The 25,385-nt window shown below is 61.1% G+C and carries 20 protein-coding genes; 14 read left to right on the top strand and 6 right to left on the bottom strand.

Annotation, left to right across the window (positions count from 1 at the left end; genetic code table 11):
- Window positions 1-276: 276 nt before the first annotated feature.
- From C7378_RS09275 to C7378_RS09220, 12 genes are all read left to right on the top strand, one after another.
- Window positions 277-1,671 (top strand): glucoamylase family protein, encoded by a 1,395-nt coding sequence (locus tag C7378_RS09275; protein WP_243648157.1) that lies wholly within the window; start codon window positions 277-279, stop codon window positions 1,669-1,671.
- Window positions 1,672-1,729: 58 nt separating this feature from the next.
- Window positions 1,730-4,141, top strand: a complete 2,412-nt coding sequence (locus C7378_RS09270) for a glycoside hydrolase family 15 protein (RefSeq protein ID WP_131995078.1) — start codon at window positions 1,730-1,732, stop codon at window positions 4,139-4,141.
- A gap of 153 nt (window positions 4,142-4,294) precedes the next feature.
- Window positions 4,295-6,316, top strand: coding sequence for a transketolase (tkt, locus tag C7378_RS09265; protein ID WP_131995075.1), 2,022 nt, complete (start codon window positions 4,295-4,297; stop codon window positions 6,314-6,316).
- A 2-nt stretch (window positions 6,317-6,318) separates the two neighbouring features.
- Window positions 6,319-6,795: a ribose 5-phosphate isomerase B gene (gene rpiB, locus C7378_RS09260; RefSeq protein WP_131995072.1), complete on the top strand. Its 477-nt coding sequence runs from the start codon at window positions 6,319-6,321 to the stop codon at window positions 6,793-6,795.
- 28 nt (window positions 6,796-6,823) lie between these two features.
- Window positions 6,824-7,438 carry an HAD family hydrolase gene (locus tag C7378_RS09255; protein WP_131995069.1) on the top strand — a complete coding sequence of 205 codons (615 nt, stop codon included), beginning with the start codon at window positions 6,824-6,826 and terminating at the stop codon, window positions 7,436-7,438.
- A gap of 19 nt (window positions 7,439-7,457) precedes the next feature.
- Window positions 7,458-8,363 (top strand): phosphogluconate dehydrogenase (NAD(+)-dependent, decarboxylating), encoded by a 906-nt coding sequence (gene gnd, locus C7378_RS09250; protein ID WP_131995066.1) that lies wholly within the window; start codon window positions 7,458-7,460, stop codon window positions 8,361-8,363.
- 12 nt (window positions 8,364-8,375) lie between these two features.
- Entirely contained in the window at window positions 8,376-9,914 is a 1,539-nt protein-coding gene (gene zwf / locus C7378_RS09245) for a glucose-6-phosphate dehydrogenase (protein WP_131995063.1), read from the top strand.
- A complete protein-coding gene (gene pgl, locus C7378_RS09240) occupies window positions 9,914-10,714 on the top strand; it encodes a 6-phosphogluconolactonase (RefSeq protein WP_131995060.1) in 801 nt (266 codons plus the stop codon). The genes zwf and pgl overlap by 1 nt, the downstream gene beginning before the upstream one ends.
- Window positions 10,711-11,742, top strand: a complete 1,032-nt coding sequence (glk, locus tag C7378_RS09235; protein ID WP_131995057.1) for a glucokinase — start codon at window positions 10,711-10,713, stop codon at window positions 11,740-11,742. Before pgl ends, glk begins: the two co-directional genes overlap by 4 nt.
- On the top strand, window positions 11,739-12,107 hold the full coding sequence (locus tag C7378_RS09230; RefSeq protein WP_207901388.1) for a copper resistance CopC family protein: 369 nt from the start codon (window positions 11,739-11,741) through the stop codon (window positions 12,105-12,107). Before glk ends, C7378_RS09230 begins: the two co-directional genes overlap by 4 nt.
- 6 nt (window positions 12,108-12,113) lie before the next feature.
- On the top strand, window positions 12,114-13,697 hold the full coding sequence (locus tag C7378_RS09225; protein ID WP_131995054.1) for a copper resistance D family protein: 1,584 nt from the start codon (window positions 12,114-12,116) through the stop codon (window positions 13,695-13,697).
- A gap of 57 nt (window positions 13,698-13,754) precedes the next feature.
- Window positions 13,755-16,358, top strand: coding sequence for a M1 family metallopeptidase (locus C7378_RS09220; protein ID WP_131995051.1), 2,604 nt, complete (start codon window positions 13,755-13,757; stop codon window positions 16,356-16,358).
- A gap of 19 nt (window positions 16,359-16,377) precedes the next feature.
- Here the strand turns inward: C7378_RS09220 and C7378_RS09215 are convergent, their stop codons facing one another.
- Genes C7378_RS09215 through tldD form a run of 3 tightly spaced genes read right to left on the bottom strand, consistent with a single transcriptional unit; the run spans window position 16,378 to window position 20,483 of the window.
- Complete coding sequence (locus tag C7378_RS09215) at window positions 16,378-17,646, bottom strand: excinuclease ABC subunit UvrC (RefSeq protein WP_131995048.1); 1,269 nt, start codon at window positions 17,644-17,646, stop codon at window positions 16,378-16,380.
- 14 nt (window positions 17,647-17,660) lie between these two features.
- Window positions 17,661-19,031, bottom strand: coding sequence for a TldD/PmbA family protein (locus tag C7378_RS09210; protein WP_131995045.1), 1,371 nt, complete (start codon window positions 19,029-19,031; stop codon window positions 17,661-17,663).
- Between the two features lie 6 nt (window positions 19,032-19,037).
- Window positions 19,038-20,483 (bottom strand): metalloprotease TldD, encoded by a 1,446-nt coding sequence (gene tldD, locus C7378_RS09205; protein WP_131995042.1) that lies wholly within the window; start codon window positions 20,481-20,483, stop codon window positions 19,038-19,040.
- 307 nt (window positions 20,484-20,790) lie between these two features.
- Here tldD and C7378_RS09200 point away from each other — a divergent pair, with 307 nt between their 5' ends.
- Entirely contained in the window at window positions 20,791-21,333 is a 543-nt protein-coding gene (locus tag C7378_RS09200; protein ID WP_131995039.1) for a YfiT family bacillithiol transferase, read from the top strand.
- Between the two features lie 55 nt (window positions 21,334-21,388).
- Complete coding sequence (locus C7378_RS09195) at window positions 21,389-22,957, top strand: hypothetical protein (RefSeq protein WP_131995036.1); 1,569 nt, start codon at window positions 21,389-21,391, stop codon at window positions 22,955-22,957.
- Window positions 22,958-22,964: 7 nt separating this feature from the next.
- Here C7378_RS09195 and C7378_RS09190 read toward each other — a convergent pair whose 3' ends face one another.
- Genes C7378_RS09190 through dapA form a run of 3 tightly spaced genes read right to left on the bottom strand, consistent with a single transcriptional unit; the run spans window position 22,965 to window position 25,367 of the window.
- Complete coding sequence (locus C7378_RS09190) at window positions 22,965-23,810, bottom strand: 2,3,4,5-tetrahydropyridine-2,6-dicarboxylate N-succinyltransferase (protein WP_131995033.1); 846 nt, start codon at window positions 23,808-23,810, stop codon at window positions 22,965-22,967.
- Complete coding sequence (locus C7378_RS09185; protein ID WP_131995030.1) at window positions 23,800-24,444, bottom strand: hypothetical protein; 645 nt, start codon at window positions 24,442-24,444, stop codon at window positions 23,800-23,802. The genes C7378_RS09190 and C7378_RS09185 overlap by 11 nt, the downstream gene beginning before the upstream one ends.
- Window positions 24,444-25,367, bottom strand: a complete 924-nt coding sequence (dapA, locus tag C7378_RS09180; protein ID WP_131995027.1) for a 4-hydroxy-tetrahydrodipicolinate synthase — start codon at window positions 25,365-25,367, stop codon at window positions 24,444-24,446. Before dapA ends, C7378_RS09185 begins: the two co-directional genes overlap by 1 nt.
- Window positions 25,368-25,385: the final 18 nt, after the last annotated feature.

Here is a 25,385-nt window from a genome sequence, read left to right as displayed (position 1 = left end):
TCCTCCTGGCGTGCTGCTTAACGAAAAATATTCCGGCTCCCCCAATCGGGCGCCATATTTACCTTCACGATCATAATGGATGCATCTCATGGCCATCAGGTGCGCTTACGTGTCGGCTTTCTGCATGACTGCTGAGAAAAAGAGTGCTTGTCCTGTCCTGCCTCGTCTAATGGGTTAGCCTAAAAGAGAAATGTTCCGGCGGCGCGAAGGCCGGAGTTGGAAATTGTTCGGAAATTATTGGCATTGGGTCGTCCTCGAATAACCCGGAGAGAACTTTTGCGCACGGCGGGAGCCTCCGGCGTGCTGGCGCTGGGCGTGCCCGCGGCCAGCATTGCTGCTGCTCAGAACCAGCCCCAGCCACCGGCGGTGAAGCCGGGCCAGGAGCCCAAGACCGAGTCGGAGGCGGCGCAGCAGTATAAGCATCCGCCCGGCGTCTTCATCAACAAGCCGCTCACCCAGGTCTCAAAGGAAGCAGACGAACTGCTCGACGATCTGGAGGGCCGCGGCTGCGATTTCTTTTACAACGAGGCCAGCCCCAAGACGGGCCTCGTGCGCGACCGCGCTCCTGCCGCAGGAGGCTCGCTCAGCCGCGTGGCCAGCATTGCCGCGACCGGCTTCGGCCTGAGCGCGCTCTGCATCGCCGCCAAGCGCAATTACCTGCGCCCGAGCGACTGCGAGCAGCGCGTCGAAAAGACGCTCGCCTTCCTGCTGGAGGATTGTCCTCACGAGCACGGATTTCTCTATCACTTCATCGATATTGAGAGCGGGCAGAGGATGTTCGGCAGCGAGCTGTCCTCCATCGACACTGCGCTGCTGCTGTGCGGCGTGCTCCACTGCCGCCAGTACTTTGCCGGAAATGCGCGCATCGAGGCGCTCGCGACGACTTTCTACCGGCGCGTTGACTGGGAGTGGATGCTCAATGGCGGTCAGACCCTTTCGATGGGCTGGCTCCCCGACCAGGGCTTTTTGAAGCATCGCTGGGATATCTATGCCGAGCTGATGACCATGTATCTCATGGCTATTGGTTCGCCCACGCACCCGATTCCGGCGGAGACATGGAACGCGCTGCTGCGGCCCCTGGTGCAGTATGGCGGCATCGACTACATCAGCGGCGTCGCACCCATCTTCATTCATCAGTATGCCCATGCCTGGTGCGATTACCGCGATCAGCGCGATCTTCATACGAACTACTTCACCAACTCCATTGCCGCCACCCGCGCGCATCAGTTGTGGTGCCTGGTGCTGGGGCAGAAGTTCAACTGGATCGACCAGAATCTCTGGGGGATTACCGCATCGGACTCGCGCGAGGGATATCGCGTCTGGGGCGGTCCGCCTTCCATGGGGCCGCTTGACGGCACCGTTGTACCCTGCGCCACGGCCGGCTCTCTGCCTTTTCTTCCCGCAGAGTGCTCTCATGTGCTGCTCCACATCCGTCAGACCTATGGCAGCAAAGTGTGGACGCGCTACGGATTTGTGGATGCGTTCCAGCCCAAGTCAAACTGGTATGCAGAGGACATTCTTGGAATCGATCAGGGGATCAGCGTGCTCATGGCTGAGAACCTGCGAACGGGATTTGTCTGGGAATATTTCATGAAGAACCGCGAAATCGGACACGCCATGCGTGAAGTGAACTTCCATCCCGATCCGGATGCAAATTCACAGGTCTTGTAAGCCGGCGGCCGGGCTACGGGCAGCGTGGAATTCAGAGAAGCGTAAGGAGCGAAGCTGAATGACTGAGGTAGCGCCGCAGTACAGATGGATCGAGGGGCATGGCGCCGCATTTGGAGCGCCAGGGCTCGAACCCCGTTGGACTTCAAGCGCGAAAGACGCGGTCGGCACGGCGTATGCGGCATCGAGCCGCGTCTGGTTCACCCTCTCGCACGGCACTCTCAACGAGATTTATTACCCCACGATCGACCGCCCGCAGATCCGGGACATGGAGTTCCTGATCACCGATGGCGAAACGTTCTTCCACGAAGAAAAGCGCGCGCTCGAGCACACCTTTGAATACATCGAGTCGGATGCCCTGGCCGTGCGCATCACCAGTCGCGACCCCGAGGGCCGCTATCAGCTCGTCAAGGAGATCATCAGCGACCCGCATTATCCCGTGGTCCTGAAGCACGCGCGCCTCGAAGGCGATCCGGAGCTGCTGAAGCGGCTGCGGATTTATGCCCTGCTTGCGCCGCATCTCGACGGGGGCGGCAGCGGCAACTGTGGTCGCGCGGTCGAGGTTGCAGGCAAGAAGGTGCTGGTCGCGCAGAAGGGGCAGACCTCCCTTGCGATGGCGGCCAGCTGCGGTTTCACCCGCGTCAGCTGTGGCTATGTGGGCATGAGTGACGGGTGGCGCGACCTGCAGGACAACTACCAGATGGACTGGGAGTTCGGTTCTGCGCCTGACGGCAACATTGCGCTGATGGGCGAGATCGGGCCGATCACGAATGGCGAGTTCACCATCGCCATCGGCTTTGGAGAGGGATTGCATGCAGCCCTTTCGACCACCATGGGCTCGCTTTCCGTCCATTTCAGCTCGCATCTCAAGCGATACATCGAGCAGTGGGGACGCGCGGCGAGCCCCGCGGCGCTCGGCGTGATGTCGAACGATAACGGGCGGCTCATGCAGGTCAGCCACAACATCGTCCTGGCTCATGAAGACAAGACCTACGCAGGCGCGTTCATAGCCTCGGCATCAATCCCCTGGGGTTATGCCAAGGGCGATGACGACCTCGGGGGGTATCACCTGGTCTGGACGCGGGACATGGTGCAGTCTGCCACGGCGCTGCTGGCCTGCGGGCGCGTTGAAACCGCGCGCCGGGCCCTGGTTTATCTGGCCTGCACGCAGAAGCCCGACGGCGGCTTTGCACAAAACTTCTGGATCAACGGAACTCCCTACTGGACCGGCATTCAGCTTGATGAGGTGGCCTTCCCGATCATGCTCGCCTGGCGGCTTTGGAAGCTGGGCGGCCTCGGCGACTTCGATGTATACCCTTTTGTCGAGCGGGCGGCAGGCTTTCTGGTGCGATACGCACCCGTCACCCAGCAGGAGCGCTGGGAGGAGAATTCCGGCTATTCGCCCTCAACCCTGGCGGCAGTGATTGCCGGGCTGATCTGTGCCTCGGAGCTGGCCCACGCCCACGACTCCTCCGAGCTCGGACACTTTCTCGAAGAGCAGGCCGACTGGATCGAGAGTCATCTTGAAGACTGGACCGTCACCAACGAAGGGGTGCTGCACCCTGACGTCAAGCGACACTACATGCGCATCAAGCCGCCTGAGTGCGGCGAGCCTTACGCCCACGAAGATTGCGGCAAGCAGTTGCTGCGGCTCAACAACCGCGGGCCGGGCGAGCGCTATGAGTACGAAGCCCGTGAGGTGATCGACGCAGGCTTTCTGGAGCTGGTGCGCTACGGAGTGCGTCGCGCCGATGACCCGCTCATTGTCGACTCGCTCAAAGTGGTGGACAAGCTCCTCAAAATTGAGACCCCGAAGGGACCATGCTGGCGCCGGTATAACCATGACGGATATGGCCAGCGAAAGGACGGAGGCCCGTTCCAGGGCTGGGGACAGGGGCGCGCATGGCCGCTGCTGGTGGGCGAGAGGGCGCACTATGAGCTGGCCGCAGGCCGCGACGTGAGGCCTTTCATCGCCGCAATGGAGCGCTTCGCCTCCGCTGGCGGCATGCTGCCCGAGCAGATCTGGGATGAGCCGGACAAGGATGGGCTGGAGTTTGGCGGCCCGGCCGGTTCCGCGATGCCACTGGTGTGGGCTCACTCCGAGTATCTGAAATTGCTCCGCTCGGCGGCCGACAACCGGGTTTTTGACTCAATCGAGCCGGTGGAGGCGCGGTACGCGCGCGTCGGGCGTCGCGAAAGCCCGTTGGAGATTTTCAAGATGCGGCGGCCCGTTCGCAGGATCACGGCTGGCAAAACCCTGCGCATCGCCGTGCATTCGCCCTTCCGGGTAGTCTGGACCGCGGATGACTGGAAAACGCAGCAAACCATGGAGAGCAAGCAGCTCAGCCATGCCGGTTCCTACGCCGACATTCCCACAGCAAAAGAGCAAACTGGCCAGCTTTCATTTACTCTTTTCTGGACGGGAGAAAATCGCTGGGAAGGGCGGAACTTCGAGGTATTGATCGAAAATTGAAATTTTCGTGAAGAAGTTCAGGGTCATTGCGGTCCCGTCTTCAGTTTGATGACATCTAAAGATAGGAAGGGTACCCCTGCTTATCTTTGGTTCGCTTTCACTAGGCCGCTACTGGCCTGCAGCATTTGAAAAATTCCGAAAAGAGGTTTTGTAATGGCGGAACTGGATCAGCTTTCGATTAACGCACTTCGTTTTCTGGCAGTCGACGCGGTAGAAAAAGCCAATAGCGGCCACCCTGGCGCGCCCCTGGGCGATGCGCCGATGGCCTACCTGCTCTTTCATAAGTACATGCGCCACAACCCGAAGCATTCGAAGTGGTCCAACCGTGACCGTTTTGTGCTGTCGAATGGCCATGCATCGGCGCTGCTCTACGGTGCGCTGCACCTTTCCGGCTACAACCTCTCGATCGAGGATCTGAAGCAGTTCCGGCAGTGGGGATCGAAGACCCCCGGCCATCCGGAGCGCGGAGACACCGATGGCGTCGAAGTGACCACCGGTCCTCTCGGCCAGGGTTTTGCCATGGGCGTCGGCCTGGCGCTGGCGGAGAAGCACCTGTCGGCCGTCTATAACCGCCCCGGCTTCAACATTGTCGATCACTACACCTATGTCATCTGCTCCGATGGCGACCTGATGGAAGGCATCTCGCACGAGACTGCATCGCTCGCCGGCACCCTCGGCCTGGGCAAGATGATCTATCTCTACGACGACAACCTCATCTCCCTCGACGGCCCGACCGAGCTGTCCTTCACTGAGGATGTGCAGAAGCGCTTCGAGGCCTATCACTGGCACGTGCAGTACGTTGCCGACGGCAACGATCTTGAGGCGATTTCGAAGGCCATCGAAGCGGCCAAGGCCGTTACCGACAAGCCTTCGCTCATCGCGGTGCGCACCATCATCGGCTACGGCAGCCCCAAGGCCGGGTCCAACAAGTCTCACGGCGAGGCGCTGGGCGCGGAAGATACCAAGAAGACCAAGGAAGCGCTGGGCTGGCCCGGCGACAAGAGCTTCTACGTGCCCGAAGAGGCAGCCAAAAACTGGCATCAGATCATTGAAAAGGGTGCGAAGTACGAGGCCGAGTGGAACGCGCTCTTCGCCGAGTACAAGAAGCAGTATCCCGAGCTGGCTGCTGAGTTTGAGCGCACCCAGGCCGGCAAGCTGAAGGATGGATGGGAGAAGTCTCTGCCCATCTTCGCCGCGGATTCCAAGCCGGTGGCCACCCGCAGTGCAGGCAACACGATCATGAATGCCTACGCCAAGCAGGTGCCCGAGCTGATCGGCGGCGCGGCTGATCTTTCCGCCTCGACCAAGACGCTCATCAAGGATGCGAAGAATTTTCACCTCGATGCTGTCGGGCAGAACATCTACTTTGGCGTCCGCGAGTTCGGCATGTGCGCCATGGTGAACGGCATGGCCGCGCACGGTGGCGTCATTCCCTACGGTTCCACCTTCTTCGTCTTCTCCGACTACTGCAAGCCGGCGCTCCGCATGGCCGCTCTCATGCACGCCCACTCGATCTTTGTCTTCACCCATGACTCCATCGGTCTGGGCGAAGATGGGCCGACTCATCAGCCCATCGAGCACCTGATGATGCTGCGCGCAGTCCCGGGTCTTACAGATCTCCGTCCTGCCGATGCAAACGAGACGGCCGCTGCCTGGCGTCTGGCGCTGGAGCGCCCCACGGCGTCTTTCTTCGCCCTGTCCCGGCAAGATCTGCCTATCCTTGACCCGGCGAAGCATGACATCTACGACGGCGTGAAGCATGGCGCCTACATCGTCGAGAAGGGTGGCGACTCGCCCGACCTGCTGATCGTGGGAACGGGCGCCGAGCTCTGGCCCGGCATCAACGCTGCCAACGAGCTGAAGAAGGAAGGCATCAACGTCCGCGTGGTTTCGATGCCCAGCTGGAAGCTCTTCGAGGAGCAGAGCGAGGAGTACAAGGCATCCATCTTCCCGGATCACCTTCCCAAGCTCTCCATCGAAGCCGGCGCAACGCAGGGCTGGTGGAAGTATGTTGGCCGTCACGGAGACGTGATCGGGCTTGACCGCTTCGGCGCGTCGGCCCCCGGCACGCGGGCGCTTGAAGAGCTGGGCTTCAGCGTGGCAAACATCGTCAAGCGAGCGAAGGCACTCATCGCCCGTACCCCTAAGCAGGAATCAGCCATGGCAGGGAAGTAGCGATGAAGATAGCGATCGGTGCCGATCACGCTGGCTTCCCGCTCAAGGAAGAAGTACGCGCCTACGTCGAACGCCTCGGACACGAGGTTACTGACCTGGGCGCGTACAACGCCGAACCATCGGACTACCCGGATTTCGCCGAGGCAGTTGGCCGCGCGCTGATGGCCGGCCGGGCCGAGCGGGGCATTCTCATCTGCGGCAGCGGCGTGGGAGTCAATGTTGCGGCTAACAAGATGCCCGGCATCCGCGCCTGCATGTGTCACGATACCTACTCGGCGCATCAGGGAGTCGAGCATGACGACATGAATGTGCTGGTCATGGGGGCCCGTATCATCGGGTCGGCCCTGGCCTTCGATCTCGTCGCGGCCTACCTCAACGCGCGCTTTCAAAAGCAGGAAGAGCGCTTCGTCCGCCGGCTGAACAAGGTCAAGGCAATTGAGGCGCGCTACATGCCCGAAGCGCAATCTGACTCCCACTAGCACTTCACCGAACGGAGAGTAAGCTCGAATGTCCCGCATCAAGACTGTCCTCTTCGACATTGGCGGAGTGCTCCTTACCAATGGCTGGGACCACAGGGAACGGGATGTGGTCTTCAGCCAGTTCAATATTGAGCGCGCCCCCTTTGAGGAGCGGCATCCGGAGGCCAACGACCTCTGGGAGAAAGACCGCATCACCGTCTGGGAATACCTGGACCGGACGCTGTTCTACACCCCCCGTGACTTCACCCCTGAGATGTTTTTGGAGGCGATGAAGGCGCAGTCCCTTTTACTCCCCGACAACGCGCTCGGAATCCTCCGGAAACTTGCGGCATCTCAAACAGTAGAGCTTGGCTGTCTCAATAACGAAGCTCGCGAGCTGAATGATTACCGCCTGGAGAAGTTCGGGCTCAGACAGTACTTTCAGACATTTTTCGCGTCCTGCTATGTAGGGCTGCGTAAACCCGACCAGGCCATTTACCGGCTGGCGCTCGATGTCCTCCAGCAGGCGCCATCAGAGGTGCTGTTCATCGACGACCGTTCGGAAAACGCGGCAGCTGCCCAGGAGGTTGGCCTGCAGGTTGTGCAGTACAAAGGGCCCGGGCAACTGGAATCCGCATTGAAACAGTTTGATATCAGCATTTAGAGACGAGGAGAAGATCACGATGGAACTCGGAATCATTGGGCTTGGCAAGATGGGCGGCAATATGGCGGAGCGGCTTCGGGTCGGCGGCCATAAGGTAGTCGGCTTTGACTTCAATGCTGACACGGTAAAGAAGCTGACAGACGCTGGCTCGGTTGGCGTCAACTCGCTCGAAGATCTGGTGAAGAATCTGGCAGCCCCGCGCGCCATCTGGATCATGGTCCCGGCAGGCGATCCCGTCGATGAGACCATTGCCAAGTTGAAGCCATTCATGCAGAAGGGCGACACCTTCATCGACGGTGGCAACTCCAACTACAAGGACTCGCAGCGCCGCTATGCTGAGCTGAAGCCTGAAGGCTTCAACTTCGTCGACGTAGGCACTTCCGGTGGCGTCTGGGGTCTGGCCGAGGGCTACAGCATGATGATCGGCGGCGACAAGGAGCCGGTCGAGCGCCTGCGGCCTATCTTCGAGACGCTTGCCCCGGGCAAGGAGCAGGGCTGGGGCCACGTCGGACCGGCTGGCGCAGGCCACTTCGTCAAGATGGTGCACAACGGCATCGAGTACGGCATGATGCAGGCCTATGCCGAGGGCTTCTCCATCATGGGCCACAAGACCCAGATGAACCTCGATCTCGCGCAGATTGCAGAAATCTGGCGCTACGGCAGCGTTGTCCGTTCCTGGCTGCTCGATCTCACCGCCGATGCGCTCCAGAAGAACCCCAAGCTCGAGGGACTGGAAGCCTACGTCTCCGACTCCGGCGAAGGCCGCTGGACAGTCTTCGAGGCGATCGACCTCAATGTTTCCGCACCTGTCATCACCGAGTCGCTGATCCGCCGTATCCGTTCGCGCGAAGACAACAACTTCACTGACCGCATGCTGGCCATTATGCGTAACGCGTTTGGCGGCCACGCGGTCAAAAAGGATTAGTAGGAGAGATAGATGGCAACGACAGAAGTTTCAGTTTCGCCGGAGCTTGTCAAAGACGTTCCGCGCAGCGAGCGTGTCCCTGAACCCTCCGTGGTTATTATCTTCGGTGCGTCCGGTGATTTGACCAAGCGCAAGTTGCTCCCTGCTCTCTTCCATCTTGAGCAGCAGGGGCTCCTGCCGCAGGAGTTCGCAATCGTGGGCGTCGCGCGTCGCGATCTGAAGAGCAGCTTCGCGCCCGACATGCGCGACGGCATCCTCAAGTTTGGCGGCGTCAAAGAGGGCGAAAACAAGCTCGACGAGTTCATCGCCAGAATCAGCTATCACGCGATGGAGTTCGACAACGATGACGGCTACTCGAAGCTCCGCGATCTTTTAGACAAAATCGACGAAAAGCATGGGAAGAAGTGCAACCGCCTCTTCTACCTTGCCGTCGCTCCCGAGTACTTTGCTGACATTGTCAATCACCTCGGCGCACATAGCATGGCCCAGCCGGAAGCGGGTCATGCGCGGGTCATCATCGAGAAGCCGTTCGGGCACGACCTGGAGTCGGCCCGTCAGCTCAACGATGATGTGAACAAGGTTTTCGACGAAAACCAGATCTTCCGTATCGATCATTACCTTGGCAAGGAGACGGTGCAGAACATCCTCGTCTTCCGCTTCGCCAATGGCATCTTCGAGCCCATCTGGAATCGCAATTACATTGACCACGTTCAGATCACCGCTGCCGAAAGCATCGGTATTGAAGGGCGCGGCCCGTTCTATGAAAAGGCCGGAGCCCTCCGCGACGTCGTGCAGAACCACATGATGGAGCTGCTCTCCTTCGTTGCCATGGAGCCGCCGGTTTCGTTTGAGGCTGATGCCGTTCGCGGTGAGAAGGTCAAGGTCTGGAAGGCCATCAAGCCCATCCCGATTGAAAACACGGCCCGCGGGCAGTACGCCGCCGGAACCGTTGACGGCCAGCAGGTCAAAGGCTATCGCGAAGAAGAGCGCGTCGATCCTCAGTCCCGGACGGAGACATTTGCTGCCGTCAAGCTCGAGATTGAGAATTGGCGCTGGGCAGGTGTACCTTTTTATCTTCGCGCGGGCAAGCGGATGGCAAAGCGGGCAACGGAAATCACGATCCAGTTCAAGCAGCCGCCGATGCTCCTGTTTTCGGGCGCCAGCGGTGGCCCATGCAAAGAGATCCAGCCGAACATCATCACCATGCGTATTCAGCCGGATGAAGGCATCTCGCTCCGCTTCGGTGCGAAATTCCCCAGCCCGGACATGACCGTCTGCCCTGTGGTCATGGACTTCAAATATGCGGGCGCATTCGGCTCCTCCTCGGCCAACGGATATGAGCGCCTGTTGCTCGACGCCATGCTGGGAGACGCGACCCTCTTCGCTCACCGCGATGGTGTCGAGTCTACCTGGGCGCTCTACACGCCGATCCTTGAGAAGTGGCAGAAGACCCCACCCAGCGACTTCCCGAACTATGCAAGCGGTTCATGGGGACCCGATTGCGCTAACGAACTCATCGGTCGCGATGGCCGCAAGTGGAAGAAAGTTTAATGGCAAGAAAGATCGACGTTGAATACAGGGTCAGCGCGGATAAAAGCGCGCTGGCCCATGCAGCAGCCGAGCACTTCATTGCGAAAATCAACGAAGCGGCCGCAGCACGGGGCCGTGCGCGGGTCGCGATCTCAGGCGGCAGCACTCCAAAGGTAACCTTCGGGCTGCTCACCGATCCTGCGCAGCCTTATCTCCAGCAAATGCCGTGGGACAAGCTTGAGCTTTACTTCGTCGACGAACGCTGCGTGCCGGCTGACGATGCAGCGAGCAACTATCGCATGACCCGCGAGATGATGCTCGAACGTTCCCCCATGAAACCGGAACAGGTGATCCGTATCGAGGGGGAACTGCCTCCTGAGGAAGCCGCAGCACGCTACGAAAGCGCCATCCGGGGCCACTTCCGCCTGGAGGGCGCCGAGGTGCCGCGCTTTGATATCATCCAGCTCGGCATGGGGACGGACGGCCACACGGCGTCACTCTTCCCGCACACGGATGCGCTTCACGAGCTGGGACGCATCGCCATTGCGAATCATGTGCCGCAGCAGGCGCAGTCCTGGCGCATCACGCTTACATGGCCGGTCATCGTCGAGGCGGCGCACATCTTCTTCCTCATCGAAAGTAGCGATAAGGCGGGTCCGCTGCACAGTGTCCTGCAGGGTGCTTACGATCCTGAGACGCTGCCCTCGCAGCTGATCCAGCCGAAGAACGGCAGGCTGCTGTTCCTGCTCGACAAGGCTGCCGCAGCAGAGCTGCCTGCGCCCGCCGCTGATGGCGTCGGCAGGCTGGAGATTACGCGATGATTCTCGCTGGAGATGTAGGCGGCACCAAGGTTCATCTCGCCCTCTACAGCTTTGAAAAGGGCTCTCTTACCCATGTCCGCGACGAGCGTTTTCCGGCCCAGGCTTATGCCGGGCTTGAGGTGGTCGTGCGGCGCTTCCTGGCCGAGAGCGGCCAGCCGGAGATCACCGCCGCCTGCTTCGGTGTGCCGGGCCCGGTACGCAATGGCCGCCTCAAGCTGACCAATCTTCCCTGGGAACTCGACAGCGCGGAGCTGTCGCGCAATCTGGGCATTCAGCATCTCTTCCTCATCAACGATCTTGAGGCCAATGGCTACGGCATTCCGGAGCTCAATGCGAGCCAGATTTTTGTCCTCAGTGAGGGCGACGCAGGCGCCATCGGCCACCGGGGACTCGTCTCCGCGGGCACTGGCCTCGGCGAAGCCGTCATCGTGTGGAACGGCAAAGTGCATCAGCCTATGGCCTCCGAGGGCGGCCACTGCGATTTCGCGCCCCGCAACGAGACTGAGATCGAGCTCTTCCGCTATCTCCATCGCACGCTTAACGGGCGCGTCAGCTATGAGCGCGTCGTCTCCGGCATCGGGCTCAAGAACATCTACAGCTTCCTCCGCGATGAAAAGAAGATGGACGAGCCCGCCTGGCTGCGCGAGCGCATGCAGCAGGAGGACCCCAACGCCGTCATCGGCGAGGTCGGGGAAGACGGCAGCAATGAGCTCTGCGCGCAGACGCTCGACATCTTCGCCTCGGCCTATGGCGCCGAAGCCGGCAATCTCGCGCTCAAGATACTTGCCGTTGGCGGCCTCTATCTTGGCGGCGGCATTGCGCCGAAAATTCTCAAGAAAATGCAGGATGGCGCATTCATGAAGGCCTTCACCGACAAGGGCCGCCTCAGCAATCTGCTGGTGCATACTCCGGTAAGGATCATCCTCGAGAGCCGCTGCGCTCTCATGGGCGCTGCCGCTTTTGCTGAGGCCCGCGCGGCTGAGGTCAGCGGTCAATCCGTACGCGCGGCTTCCGCGCAGCAGGCATGATGCTCTCAAGGGGTAGAGTCGTCAGCGGACTGCTTGCCGTTGCTCTCGGTGTCTGCTTCGCACCGCGTGCCTTCGCGCATGCTGTACTCGTCAACTCCACGCCTCGCGTGGATGCCACAGTGGACGAAGGCCAGCTGAGTGTAGACCTGAAGTTTAACTCGCGAATCGATGGTGCGCGCTCGCGGCTTTATCTCGCGGGTCCCGACGGCAAGGTTCAGATGTTAAAGACAGCCCCGAGCCGCTCTCCTGATGAGCTGACCACGAAGATCGCCACCCTTCCGGGAGGGAAGTATGTCATTCGCTGGCAGGTGCTGGCCAGCGACGGTCACATCACACGCGGCGAAATTCCTTTCACGGTGCGGTAGCCGGCCTTGCTCTGGCTCCTCAAGGACTTCGATCTTCTCTCCGTTCTGCTGCGCGCAGCCACTCTCAGCTTTGAGGCCCTGACTTTGGGCGGGACGGCTTTTCTGCTGTTGGTTGCCCTCCCCGCCCAACTCTCCGACTCCGCACAGTTGACTCTTCGCAGAGCGGTTCGCATCGCTGCCCTGGCCTTTGCCGTTGCTCAGATCTCTTCGATAGCTGTCAGTTCGGCAATCCTGATCGGCGGCTCAGGCTTTTCCTTCCACGACGTTCTCGCGACCAATTTCTTCCGCGCCGATCTGCTTGCCGCCTTCGCCGCAGTGCTGCTCTGTGTGCTCCTGGGCCATGCTCGCCTGTCTGCCTTCGCGGCGGCAGCGGTGCTCGCAGCCTCCGTGGCCACCAGCCACGCCGCTGCCCGCCTTGATCACCGCCCCTTGCTGCTTGGCCTTACCGCAGCCCACCACACAGGCACGGCAATCTGGATCGGAGCCATGCCATTTCTGCTGCTCGCTCTCCGCTCTTCGCCTTCGCGCGCCGCCTCGGTCATGGTCCGGCGATACTCCATGATGGCCATGGCAGGCGCAGCGCTGTTGCTCGGCGCGGGTCTCTGGATGGCATGGTTTTACGTCCGCTCCTGGCAGGGGCTCTACGGAACGACCTACGGCGCCATGCTTCTTGCGAAGGGCTATCTTTTCCTGCTGATGATCGGGCTGGGAGCGGGCAACTTCCTGCTGCTGCGCCGCACAAAGTATCAGCCTGACTCTCTGCTTGTGCGTCTGCGCCGCTTCAGTGAAGCGGAGATCGGCCTCGGATTCACCGCCATCCTCGTGGCTGCTTCGCTCACCTCGCAGCCGCCTGCCGTGGATCTCACTCAGGACCGGCTCACCACGCATGATATTGTCCAGCGCATGCACTGGGAGACGCCGCGGCTCAAGAGCCCCCCGTTGGCGCAGCTCGCGCCACCTACGTCAATGGCCGTCGCCGTGCGCGACTCGCAGTTCACTGACGGCAGCATCAGTGATGCGAACGACCGCGCATGGTCGGAGTATAACCACCACTGGGCCGGGTTGATCGTGTTAGCCGCCGGACTGATGGCGCTCCTTGCCCAGCTCGGCGGCCGCCGCTGGGCTGGCAACTGGCCGCTCCTCTTCATCGGGCTCGCGATCTTCATCCTTCTGCGCGCCGACCCGGAAAACTGGCCCCTTGGCCCGCGCTCCTTCTGGCAGAGCTTCGCCCAGCCCGATGTGCTGGAGCACCGTCTCTACGCCGTGCTCATCACCGTCTTTGCCTTTTTTGAGTGGGGCGTGGAGACGGGCCGCATCCACACCCGCCGCGCTGCCTACGTGTTCCCTCTGTTGTGCGCCGCCGGCGGAGCCCTGCTGATCACGCACTCCCATGCCCTCAGCAACATCAAGGACGAAATGCTTACCGAGCTGAGCCACACACCCATTGCCCTGTTGGGAGCAACGGCAGGCTGGGCGCGATGGCTCGAACTCCGCCTGCCCTCCAGGCGCGAGTCGAAGATGGCTGGCATCGTGTGGCCGCTCTGCCTGGTGCTCGTAGGGCTCGTCCTGCTCGATTACCGCGAAATGTAGGAACCGGGAGGGCGTGCGATATCGTATAGTGATATGTTTCCCCGACTGAAGGAGCCTATGCCCCACGTAATTCGACGACTTTCCTCTCTCGCCTGCCTGTCCGCCGCAATTCTCCTCGCAACTTCTTCCGCACATGCACAGCGTCTGCCCCAGTCGGTGACGCCCGAGCACTATACGCTCACGCTGACGCCGGACCTGAAGAACGCAACCTTCACCGGGAGCGAAAAAATCGACGTCGTGCTGCAGCAGCCAGCCGACTCCATAACTCTCAACGCTGCCGAGATCAAGTTTCAGAGCGTCACCACCAGCATTGCCGGCAAGGAGATGAAGGCGACGGTCACGACCGACGAGCAGAAGGAGCAGGCGACATTCAACTTCGGAAGCCAGCTTCCCGCCGGTCCTCTCACCCTCGACATCCAGTACACCGGCATCCTCAATGGCCAACTGCGCGGCTTCTATCTCTCTAAAACAGCGCGCCGCAACTATGCGGTGACGCAGTTCGAGCCGACGGATGCGCGCCGCGCCTTTCCCTCTTTTGATGAGCCGGCCTTCAAGGCTACCTTCGATGTGAGCCTCGTTGTAGATAAGGGCGACACGGCAATCTCCAATACGAACATCGTCTCCGATACGCCCGGTCCCGTTGACGGCAAGCACACCCTGCATTTCGCCACGACGCCGAAGATGTCGACCTACCTGGTTGCGTTTCTTGTCGGCGATTTTCAGTGCACCACAGGTGAGAGCGACGGCGTGCCGATACGCGGCTGCGCCACGCCTGACAAGGTCGAGCTGACTAAATACGCAGTGCAGGCGGCGGAGTTTGTTCTGCACTACTACGACACCTATTTCGGCATCAAGTATCCCATGCCCAAGCTCGACATGATCGCGCTGCCCGACTTCGAAGCCGGCGCCATGGAGAACTTTGGAGCCATCACGTATCGCGAGACCGATCTGCTGATCGACGATAAGACCGCCTCCGTCGGCGCGAAGAAGCGTGTGGGGGCAGTGGTTGCGCATGAGATGGCGCACCAGTGGTTCGGCGACATGGTGACGATGCAGTGGTGGAACAATCTGTGGCTGAACGAAGGCTTTGCAACATGGATGGAGAACAAGCCGGTTGCCGCCTGGCATCCTGAGTGGAAGATTTCGCAAGACGTCGCCTCCAGTCTCGACTCCACGCTCAACCTCGATGCACAGCGCGTCACCCGCACCATCCGCGCTCAGGCAAACACGCCGGACGAGATCAACGAGATGTTCGATGGCATCACCTACGGCAAGGCCGGAGCCGTACTCCTGATGGTAGAAAACTATCTCGGGCCGGAGACCTTCCGCCAGGGCGTGCACAACTATCTGGCCGCGCATATGTATGGCAACGCGACCGCAGAGGACTTCTGGAACGCGCAGACGGCCAACAGCCACAAGCCCGTCGACAAGATCATGGAGAGCTTTGTCGCTCAGCCCGGCGAGCCGCTCCTCAAGTTCGGCCAGCCCCAGGGCAATCACGTCGCAGTTCAGCAGCAGCGCTTCTTCCTTAGCCCCAGCGCCAAGGGAGAAGGAGCGCAAAGCTGGACCGTGCCGGTCTGCATGAAATCGGCAGGCGCTCAAAAGGATTGCGAAGTGCTGACCGCAGCAGACCAGCAGCTCAGCGTGCCCCAGTCGCCGCTGCTCTTCGCCGATGCTGGCGGCACAGGCTACTATCGCTACTCCTACTCGAAGGCTGAGTACGACAAGCTGCTAGGCGCTGTAGAAACCGGCCTTACCCCGGAGGAGCGCATCAGTCTCATCGGCAATACCTGGGCGCTTGTTCGCGCGGACCAGATCCCGGTCGGAGAATACCTGAAGCTCGCAGCAGCCGTGAAGGACGATGACAATGCAGCCGTCGTCAGCACAGCGCTGGATGGCGTCCGCGTCGCCTATGTAGAGATTGCCGAGAGCAAGGCGGATCGCGACGCCATTGCCGCGTGGGTCGATAAGAACTTCAAATCACCCCTCGACAGGCTGGGTGCCCCCTCGCCGAGCGACTCCCCGGATAAGCGTGAGCTTCGAGCCATACTCTTTGGAGCAGTCGGTGGCATCGGCCACGATTCTGAAGTGATTGCGCAGGCGAAGCAGCTCTCGCAGAAGTATCTCGCAGATCCTTCGTCAGTTGATGCAACGCTGGCGCAGACTGCGACGGCAATTGCCGCAACCAATGGGGATGCCGCTTATTTCGATCAGCTGCAGAAGGTTGCCGAGACCTCTTCTAACCCGGAGATTCAGGAAGGCGCATTGCGTCTGCTCGCTTACTTTAAAGATCCTGCACTGGAGCAGCGCGCCCTCGACTATACCGTGTCAGGCAAGGTCCGCAATCAGGACTCGGCCATTCAGTTGTTGATTATGCTGAGCGGCCACAATACCCGAGACCTTGCGTGGCAATACATCCAGCAGAACTGGGACAAGGTGCAGGCGCAACTCACCACCATGTCGGGCAGCTATGTTGTCGGAGGCGCTGGATACTTCTGCAGTGCGGACAAGCGCGACGAGGTGCAGCAATTCTTCACGAAGCACCCCGTGCATGCAGCTCAACGCGCCTTGACCCGCGCTACCGACCGCATCAATGACTGCATTGAGCTACGCAGCGTCCAGGGTCCCAAGTTGCAGGAGTGGATCGCAGCACAGAAATAGCATTAAGTAACAGATAGAGTTACTTATTCAGAAGCGCTTCACCGGTAGCATCTACCGGTGAAGCGCTTCCTTTGTCTGCAAGGTAAACACGCGAGATGGCGCGCTGAATTTTCCTGAAAGGAACCTCGCCGCTCTCCTCAAAAAAGATCATCTCGCCGATGCGGCGTGTCTGCTGACGGCGAAACCACCGGCTTAGCAGGCAGAGATGGTCTGCCAGTTCTGCAGTGCCATACTTGGTGCTCTCATCGATGTTCTGCAGTGCCTTCAGCGCATCTTTCAGCCGCTGCTCCAGCGCATCGCGCGAGGCGAGCTGCGGCGTGCCTTCCAGCGGAACAGCCTCGACCGTCGCAGGATGTGCAAACAGGGAACTGGACCCCGACTGCTCATTCGCATGGCGCATCCCCGCCACGGAATAGAAGGCTGGTCCGCTGAAATGGCCGCGTGAGAGCAGAAACAATGCAACATTTTCAGCTTCGGCAGCCGGCTGGATCAGGATGCCCGAAAGCTGCGACAAAGCATGCACAGCCGGGCCTGCAAGGCTCATCACCTCCTGGACCTTGGCGAGCCGCGCATGCAGCCGCGCCGCCTCTTCAAACTCCAGCGCTTCTGAAGCCGCCGCGCGTTCAGCAGCGAGCGTGGCCTCCATACTGCCGCCGCGCGTCAGAAGAAAGCTGTGAACCGCTCGCGCCTCCTCGGCATAGCGTTCGTCCGTACAGCCTTTGAAGCATGGCGCGAGGCACATCTTCATCTCTGAATAGACACAGCCGGGAAAGGTCGGGTCCGGGCGCAACTCCTCATGACAGCGACGCAGCAGAAAGAGATTGAGCACCTCATCCAGGAACTTTTCTGCAGCAACACGCGACGGAAAAGGCCCGAAAAACTCCGCGAGGGCAGCTTTTGTAACTTTGTTCGTTACATATACACGCGGATAAGGGTTGCTCATCGTCATCCGCAACAGAGCCGGCGCCCGCAGATGCAGTCGTTTGCTGGCCCGCTCCTTGAACGCAGTCCGTGAAGCAGAGTAGAGCAGCAGCAGCGATTCAAAATCTGACCCGGTGACGGTGTATTCGATGCGAACGATCTTCTGCGCAAGCTGCAGCCGTCGCGACTGCGCCTGCACAGGCCTGAGCAGAAGTTGAAGCCTGCGCTGCAGGTTTGGCGTTCGGCTGATGTAGGGCTCGGCTCCAGGATCGGCTCCGAAAAGCGCGAAGACTGCGCACGCCTTCGGCAGCAGCGCCACGGCCTCCGCAGGATTGGCAGGATCGAATGGAAGCGAAATCGCAAGCATAGGCTGCCCGGGGCTTACGATCCTGCGATGGTCATGCCGTCAACGCGCAGCGTAGGCGCGGCGGCACTGCTGCGAAAGATCAGGTCATTGCCGATCGCCGAGATGTTCATGAACATCTCTTTCAGATTGCCCGCGATTGTGATTTCCTGCACCGGATAAGTCAGCTCGCCGTTCTCGATCCAGAGCCCGGACGCGCCGCGCGAATAGTCTCCCGTAACCATGTTCACGCCCTGGCCGATCAGCTCCGTTACATACAATCCTGAGCCGATGTCTCCGATAATCTGCGCCGGGGTCAGCGTGCCCGCTTCGAGAAAGAGATTGCTTGCGCCTATGCCGGGATTGCCGCTGAGTCCGCGCGCCGCATTGCCCGTGCTGCGCATGTTGAGCTTGCGTGCCGTGTAGGTATTGAGCAAATAATTCGTGAGCACGCCCCGCTCCACGATCACCGTGCGCCGCTTGGGCAACCCTTCACCATCAAAGGGCGAAGACCCGAAGCCACCGACGAGCGTGCCGTCATCAATCACATTCACGCTTTCCGCCGCGACCTGCTCGCCAAGTTTGCCCGTGAAAAAAGACGCGCCGCGATAGATTGAGTCGCCGCTCGCAGCATCGAAAATTGCGCCGATCAGTGAACGCGCGATCTCCGGCGCAAAGACGATAGGGGCCTGCTGCGTAGGCACGCGACGGCCATCGAGCCGGCGCAGCGTACGACGCGCTGCCTCTGCGCCGACCGCTTCGGGCGAGTCCAGTTTTGCCACGCTGCGTGCGGTTGAGTACCAGTAGTCGCGCTGCATCTCGCCGCTCTGTCCAAGAGCGATCGGACTCGTAGAGATCGAGCAGTAAGACCCGCGCGACTCACCGACAAATCCCCGCGAATTGGCGAGCACTTTTCGTCCCGTGGTTGCGTCGAAGCTGCCGCCGTCACTGTTGTGCAGGCGCGTATCTGCAGCCAGCGCAGCTGCTTCTGTGCGTCGCGCATACTCGATGCGCTCCGCTACCGGCAGCGAGTGCACATCTTCGTGGTAGAGCTTCAGATCGCTTGTAATCTGGCCAAACTCACTCGCTTCGGCGAGTCCTGCAAAGGGATCTTCCGAGGTGACGCGGGCGAGCGCAATGGCTCCTCCTACGAGATGTTCGATTCCTGCCGCAGAGAAGTCGCTGGAAGAAGTGCTCGCAGCCCGCTGGCCGAGAAACACGCGCAGCCCGATACCGCGTGAGCCTGACTCCTTCAACGTCTCCACCTGGCCCAGCCGGACCGTGGTTGAAAACTCATCGCCTTCCCTGATGACGACTTCTGCGTCACTTGCGCCGGCAGCCAGTGCCTTCTTCACGACATCGCTTGCCAGTTGCTGCAGGTCCGTACCTGCTTCTGTAACTGTGGTCATTACAAATTACCGTCCCGTCCCGCCGACCGTCATGCGGTCGAGCTTCACCGTGGGCATTCCCACTCCCACCGGCACGCTCTGTCCATCTTTGCCGCAGGTTCCCACGCCTTCATCGAGCTTCAGATCGTGCCCAACCATCGAGACGTATTTGAGCGCCTCCGGTCCGTTGCCAATGAGCGTTGCGTCCCGTACCGGCGCGGTGATCTTTCCATCCTCGATCAGGTAAGCCTCCGACGCACTGAAGACAAACTTGCCGCTGGTGATATCCACTGATCCGCCGCCGAAGTTCACCGCGTAGAGGCCATGCTTGACGCTGCGCAGAATATCTTCCGGATCGTCCTCTCCTGCGAGCATGTAGGTGTTGGTCATGCGCGGCATGGGAATCTGCTGATAGCTTTCGCGGCGTCCATTGCCGGTGTGCGGCATATTCATGAGGCGCGAGGAGAGCTTGTCGCTGAGATATCCCTTGAGTATGCCCTTCTCGATCAGCACCGTTTCCTGCGTGGCTGAGCCCTCATCGTCAACATTGAGTGAGCCGCGCCGCGAGGGCATCCGGCCATTGTCCACAACCGTCACCTTCGAACTGGCGACCGACTGCCCAATCAGCCCCGCAAAGGCCGACGTCTTCTTACGGTTAAAGTCCGCCTCCAGCCCATGCCCGACGGCCTCATGCAGCAGCACTCCGGGCCAGCCAGGCCCCAGGACCACTTCCATCTCCCCCGCCGGAGCGGCAACCGCGCCCAGTTGCAGAATCGCCTGCCGGGCAGCCTCGCGCGCGAAGTACTCCGGCGTCTTTTCCAGCTCAAAGAAATCCAGTTGCACGCGTCCGCCGCCGCCCGAGGTCCCCCGGGTCGTCTGGTTTCCGTCCTTGGCGAGCACGAAGACGTTAAGCCGCGCCAGCGGCTGCGTATCGCTGGCATACGTGCCGTCTGAGGCGGCGATCAGGATGCGGCGCACCTCGTCTGAGTAGCTGGCCCGCACCTGCACGATCCGCGCATCGTAGGCTCGGGCCGCGCGGTCGGCGCGCATCACCAAATCCAGCTTGGTCGCGAGGTCGGTATCGACTTCAGCCGCGGGAATCGGATAAAGATTCGGCGTGTTCGTCTCTTTGAACCCTGCTACGCGCTCCTTGGCCGGCCCGCTGGCGATCAGCGCCGCGGTGCGCGCGGCATGCAGCAGCCTGTCTGAGGAGAGGTTATCGGTGTAGGCATAGCCGGTCCGCTCGCCGGAGACGACCCGCACGCCGCAGCCTGCGCTTACGCCCTGGCTGGCTGACTTTACCAGCGACTCGTCGATGCCGAGCGACGTTGCCGAGACCGATTCGAAATAGAGGTCTGCATAGTCGCCACCGGCGGAGAGGGCTTCGCCAAGGCACCGCTCCAGCATTCGCTCGGTTAGGCCAAACTTGTCGAAGAAGTAGCGTTTGTGTTCTGCAGCCTGGGTGTTTGTCATCCTGTCTTTATCTTAGGCCTCCGAGGGGTGCAGGGTAAATCACTGCCTCCCCGCGTCCGGGTTATTACCGGATCAGGTTCCTGCCGCAGGATTTCCACCTTGGTGGGACAGATGTTTCTCCCAGGCGTTGCTACGATCACGCCATGAAGAAGCTTGTTGTCCTCTCCATGTTGCTGGCGATTTCCGCCTCTGCCTTTGCACAGCCGGCTCACCGCCACCACCATCGTCACCACCGTCACCATCATCGCCGCACCCGTTAGAGCTCAACCCGCCCCGGCACAATGCATCTTCTGATATTGTGCTGGGCATGAGCACTGCACCTTCTATCGACCCGCTTCGTTATCCCATTGGAAGATTTCAGCGTCCTGCAGATCTGACCGCGCATGACCGGACGTCTGCCATTCACTCCATCGCAGCTCTCCCTGAGAACCTGCGCTCGGCGGTCTCTGAACTGACCGAGGCGCAGCTGGATACACCCTACCGTGAGGGCGGGTGGACCGTCCGCCAGGTGGTCCACCATGTCGCCGACAGCCACATCAACGCGTACGCCCGCATCCGCCTCGCCCTCACTGAGGACTGGCCAGCCATCACTCCCTACAAGGAGAACCTCTGGGCGGAGCTGCCCGATGCCCGCACCGCACCGGTTGACGTTTCCCTTGAGCTGCTGGAGTCACTCCACCGTCGCTTGGCCCTGCTGCTGAGCGCGCTGGACGAGCAGGCCTGGCACCGTGGCTACACCCACCCTGTCAATGGGCCGCAGCCGCTCAATCAGGTCATTGCTCTCTACGACTGGCACGGCCGTCACCATGTGGCGCAAATTTCCACGTTACGAAAGCGTAGTGGATGGTAACGCTGCAGCCCTGATTTTGCTTGCACCCGCTTGCCGGGCGCTTAATCATTAGGGAGTGCCCTCCCCCAACGCAGATGTTTCTGCCAGCGAACTGTCCCACAATCTGGAACAGTTCCTGGCGGAACATCCTGGTTCGGCGGTACTTGAGGACGGCAGGGTTCTTTTCGAGATGCAGTCCGCGCGCTATTCCCTCTCAACGGAGCATGGCCGCTGCCTGCTGCATCTATGGTCCGACGAGCGCAACCTGGTGCGGACCGTCAACAGCATCGAGCTCCGCAAGAGCTCCCTTCGCATCGAAACAAAGCGCTTTGGCCAGACCAGGCCGCAGACGCTGCAGCTCGTTCCTGATCGCGATCAGCGCACCCCCTCTACGCGAGACGCAGCCCGGGCGAAGTATCTCCGCCTGCTGGAGCGGGTAGCCGCACGCAGCTTCCCCGAATACAAGCTCGACAGCCTGCGCACCGCGATGGACCTTGAACACAGCTTCGGCCCCGCCTATGCCCGCGGCATGCTGCTGCGTGGGGCAAGCGCCTGGGCCATCATCGGTGTCAACGCTGAGGAGACGCAGGAGACCGTCGACGGAATCCTCACGCTCGCAGTGCTCTGGCTGGCCTACTGCCGCCAGCATGGAGACGGCAGACGGGTGTTTGAAGGCGTGAGAGTCATTGTTCCGGTAGGAATGGCGGAACGCACCAAAGCCCGCATGGGCTGGATGAACGATGCCATCGCGAAGTGGCAGCTCTACGAGCTGGATTCTCGCGGCGAGGCGCTGGCCTCGGTGGATATCCGCGACAGCGGCAACCTTGGCATGTCACTCGTCTATGCCTTTGATCCTCAGGCTGCACACAATCGGTCCCAGGCCGCGGTCCAGCGTGTGCTGGCGCTGCTGCCGGAGCGGATGCGCCTGCAGGTGGAGGTCTGCGCCGCCAGTGCTACTGAGATTGCCTTGCTGCTGCATGGGCTGGAGTTTGCGCGGGTCCGTCATGGGCTGGCGCCGGGCTCCTTTTCTCGCGAAGACCGCATCACCTTCGGGGCCGGCGCTAATGAGACGGAGCTGACCGCGGAGACGGAAGAGCTCTTCCGCGATCTCACCGCCCGGCTCTTTGAGAATCGCCAGCCTTCCGGAACCGTGCGAAACCCGCTCTATCGCCTGCAGCCGGAGCGCTGGCTGGAGTCGGAGCTCCGGCGTCAGATCGCCGATCTTGAGCCCTCGATCTGCCCCGGCATCATGTACTCGCAGGTTCCCGCCCTCTCCGGCGGCGAACGTGGAATGCTTGACCTGCTTACCCTCACCCGCTCAGGCAGGCTGGCCGTCTTTGAGCTCAAGGCGAATGAAGATCTGCATCTCCCCCTGCAGGCGCTCGACTACTGGATGCGCGTGCGGCAGCTCCATGCCGGCGGCGCGCTCGAGCAGCAAGGCTATTTTCAGGGCAGGGAACTGGCCCCTGCGTCGCCGCTGCTTTACCTGGTTGCGCCCGCTCTACGGATTCATCCCGCCAACGAAGTAGTCCTCAAGCATCTTTCGCCGGAGATCGAATGGGTGATGCTTGCGCTCGGGGAGCAATGGCGGAAGCGCCTCAAGGTCATCTTCCGCAAGTACGGTGGCGGCCCGGCTCAGGCCTGAGCAGCCCTCAGCGCAGCAGCTCTTCGAGCGCCAGGCTCAGCTCCGTCTTCTCATCGCGGTACTTCACGATCACCGGCGTATAGACGCTCAGCCCCCACTCGGCAGCTTTGCCCTTGGTAATGGCGCGCGCTCCTGGCACCACCACCGCGCCTTCAGGAATAATCAGGGGTTGATCCGCATCCGCGCGTAGCACCTCGCCGCGTACTACGTCGTACACCGGCGTCCCGCGCGTCAGCACGGTTCCCGCTGCCAGCACTGCGCCCTTGCGCACGATCGTTCCCTCATAGATGCCGCAGTTGCCGCCGACCAGCACATCGTCTTCCAGGATGACCGGGCTGGCGTTGACCGGCTCCAGCACCCCGCCCACCTGCGCCGCTGCGCTCAGATGCACCCGTCTGCCAATCTGTGCGCAGCTTCCCACCAGCGCATGCGAGTCGATCATCGTGCCTTCGTCCACATATGCGCCGACATTGACATACATCGGCGGCATACACACCACCGACCTCGCGAGGTACGCCCCTGCGCGGACTGCGGAGCCGCCCGGCACTACGCGGATGCCATCCTCCGGCGCAAAGCGGCGCACCGGGTAGGTATGCTTGTCGACAAAGGAAAGCTCGTCTCCCGAGGCCGTCATCTGCCCCAGGCGAAAGCCCAGCAGAATGCCCTGCTTCACCCAGGCGTTTACGCGCCAGCGGAGAGGCGCAGCATCGTCGGGTTCCGCTGAACGCAGCTCGCCTGCTTCGAGGGCGCTGCGCAGCTCTTCAAAAGCTGCCATGGCCGCTGCGTCCTTGATGGCGGCAGCGCCTGCGTTAAAAAAGTCTTCAATCCGGGTGCGTAGGGAATCAGTGGGCATTTTGCTTACTGGCGCCCGGCGGTCGCCGCAGGTTTCGGATCACCTCGGCGCAGTCCGGCGAGCACGCGACTTTCATATAGAGTTTTCCGATTTTACGATAACAATGCACCCCGGTCTGGTAGCGCGACAGGTGGGTGAGGAACATCAGCTCCGGAAACTCCGGCTTGGCTCCGATCGGCGTAGCCACAGCCCACGACCCTTCAGCGCTGGTGCCAAACCCCGGCCGCCAGTGGATCAGCGATACCGCCCGGGACGCGCCCTTCTTGCCCTGCATCAGCTCCACCACCCAGACCGGGCAGTTATCGCTTGACCCGCAGAGGGTGTTCGACGAGTAGCGCAGCAGCAGCAGTCTGCCGTCCGGCGCTCCGCCTGTGATTTCCTTGTACTCCAGGTGGGTAGCGAAATAGCCGAGATAGTTCTTGCTCGATCCGGCCACATCCACTTCCGCCATCTCCGCAATATCGTCGTGCAGTTCCTTCAGGATGAGCTGCTGGTCGTGCCTGGCCAGCGTTGTGAAGGAGGGAGAATCCCGCAGAGATTCGATGTCGAGATCACATCTGGCTCCTAGCATCCGGCCGGGCAGCAGAACGGAGAGACTGAGAGCGAAGAGGGAGAGTACTTTTCGGCCCATCATCAGAAGAGTCTCAAGTCGCCTTCTTCCCGTGGCGCATGAACCAGCAGTCCCATCTCGCCTGCCAGACGTTCGAGCCGTCCACGGGTGGAGGGTGCAACAGGAACCATCGGCAGCCGGTAGTGTTCCTGCAGCCGTCCCATCATCGCCATCACGGCCTTTACCGGTCCGGGGCTCGTCTCCCAGAAATTGGCAAGCATAAGGCGGAAGTATTTGCGATTGATTCTCCGCGCCATTGGCCAGTCGTTGTTCAGGGCCGCATTCACCATCTCGGCCATCTGGTGGGGAATCTCATTCGAGGCCACTGAGACCAGACCTGCGCCGCCCACCCCGAGCACCGCGAGAGCCAGGTTATCGTCCCCGCAATAGACGCGAAAGCTGCGCGGCGCCGTCGTAATCAGCTCCGTAATCTGCGTCAGGTTGCCGCTCGACTCCTTCACGCCCTCAATGTTGGGGGCGGCGTCGATCAGCCTCAGAATCGTTGCCGGCTCAAGGTTCGCGCCCGTACGTCCCGGAATGTTGTAGAGCACCACCGGCAGGTCCACCGCCTCGGCGATCGCCTTGAAGTGTTGAAACTGACCTTCCTGGCCCGGCTTGTTGTAGAAGGGATTAGCGGTAAGAATCGCGGTTACGCCGGGAATCCGCGAAGCTGTTCGCGCCCGCGACACGGCCTCGCGGGTCGCGTTGTAGGTGCAGCCGGCCCACACCGGCACCTGCCCCGCTGCAGCCTCCGTGACGATCCGCAGCACCATCAGCCATTCTTCTTCACTCAGCGTGGGGGTTTCAGCCGTCGTTCCGCAGGCAACCAGCCAGTCGATCCCGCTTTCCACCTGCCATTGCGTAAGAGAGTAAAGTGCGTGCTCGTCGATGCTGCCGTCTGCCCGGAAAGGTGTTACCAGTGCTGTGCCGCAACCAGATAATTCCATAACAGACCGAGTTTACAA

This window comes from Acidipila rosea (genome assembly GCF_004339725.1).
In the GTDB taxonomy this organism is placed as follows: domain Bacteria; phylum Acidobacteriota; class Terriglobia; order Terriglobales; family Acidobacteriaceae; genus Acidipila; species Acidipila rosea.
The sequence above is the reverse complement of the archived record's forward strand: the minus strand, read 5'-3'. Positions and strand labels throughout refer to the sequence as shown.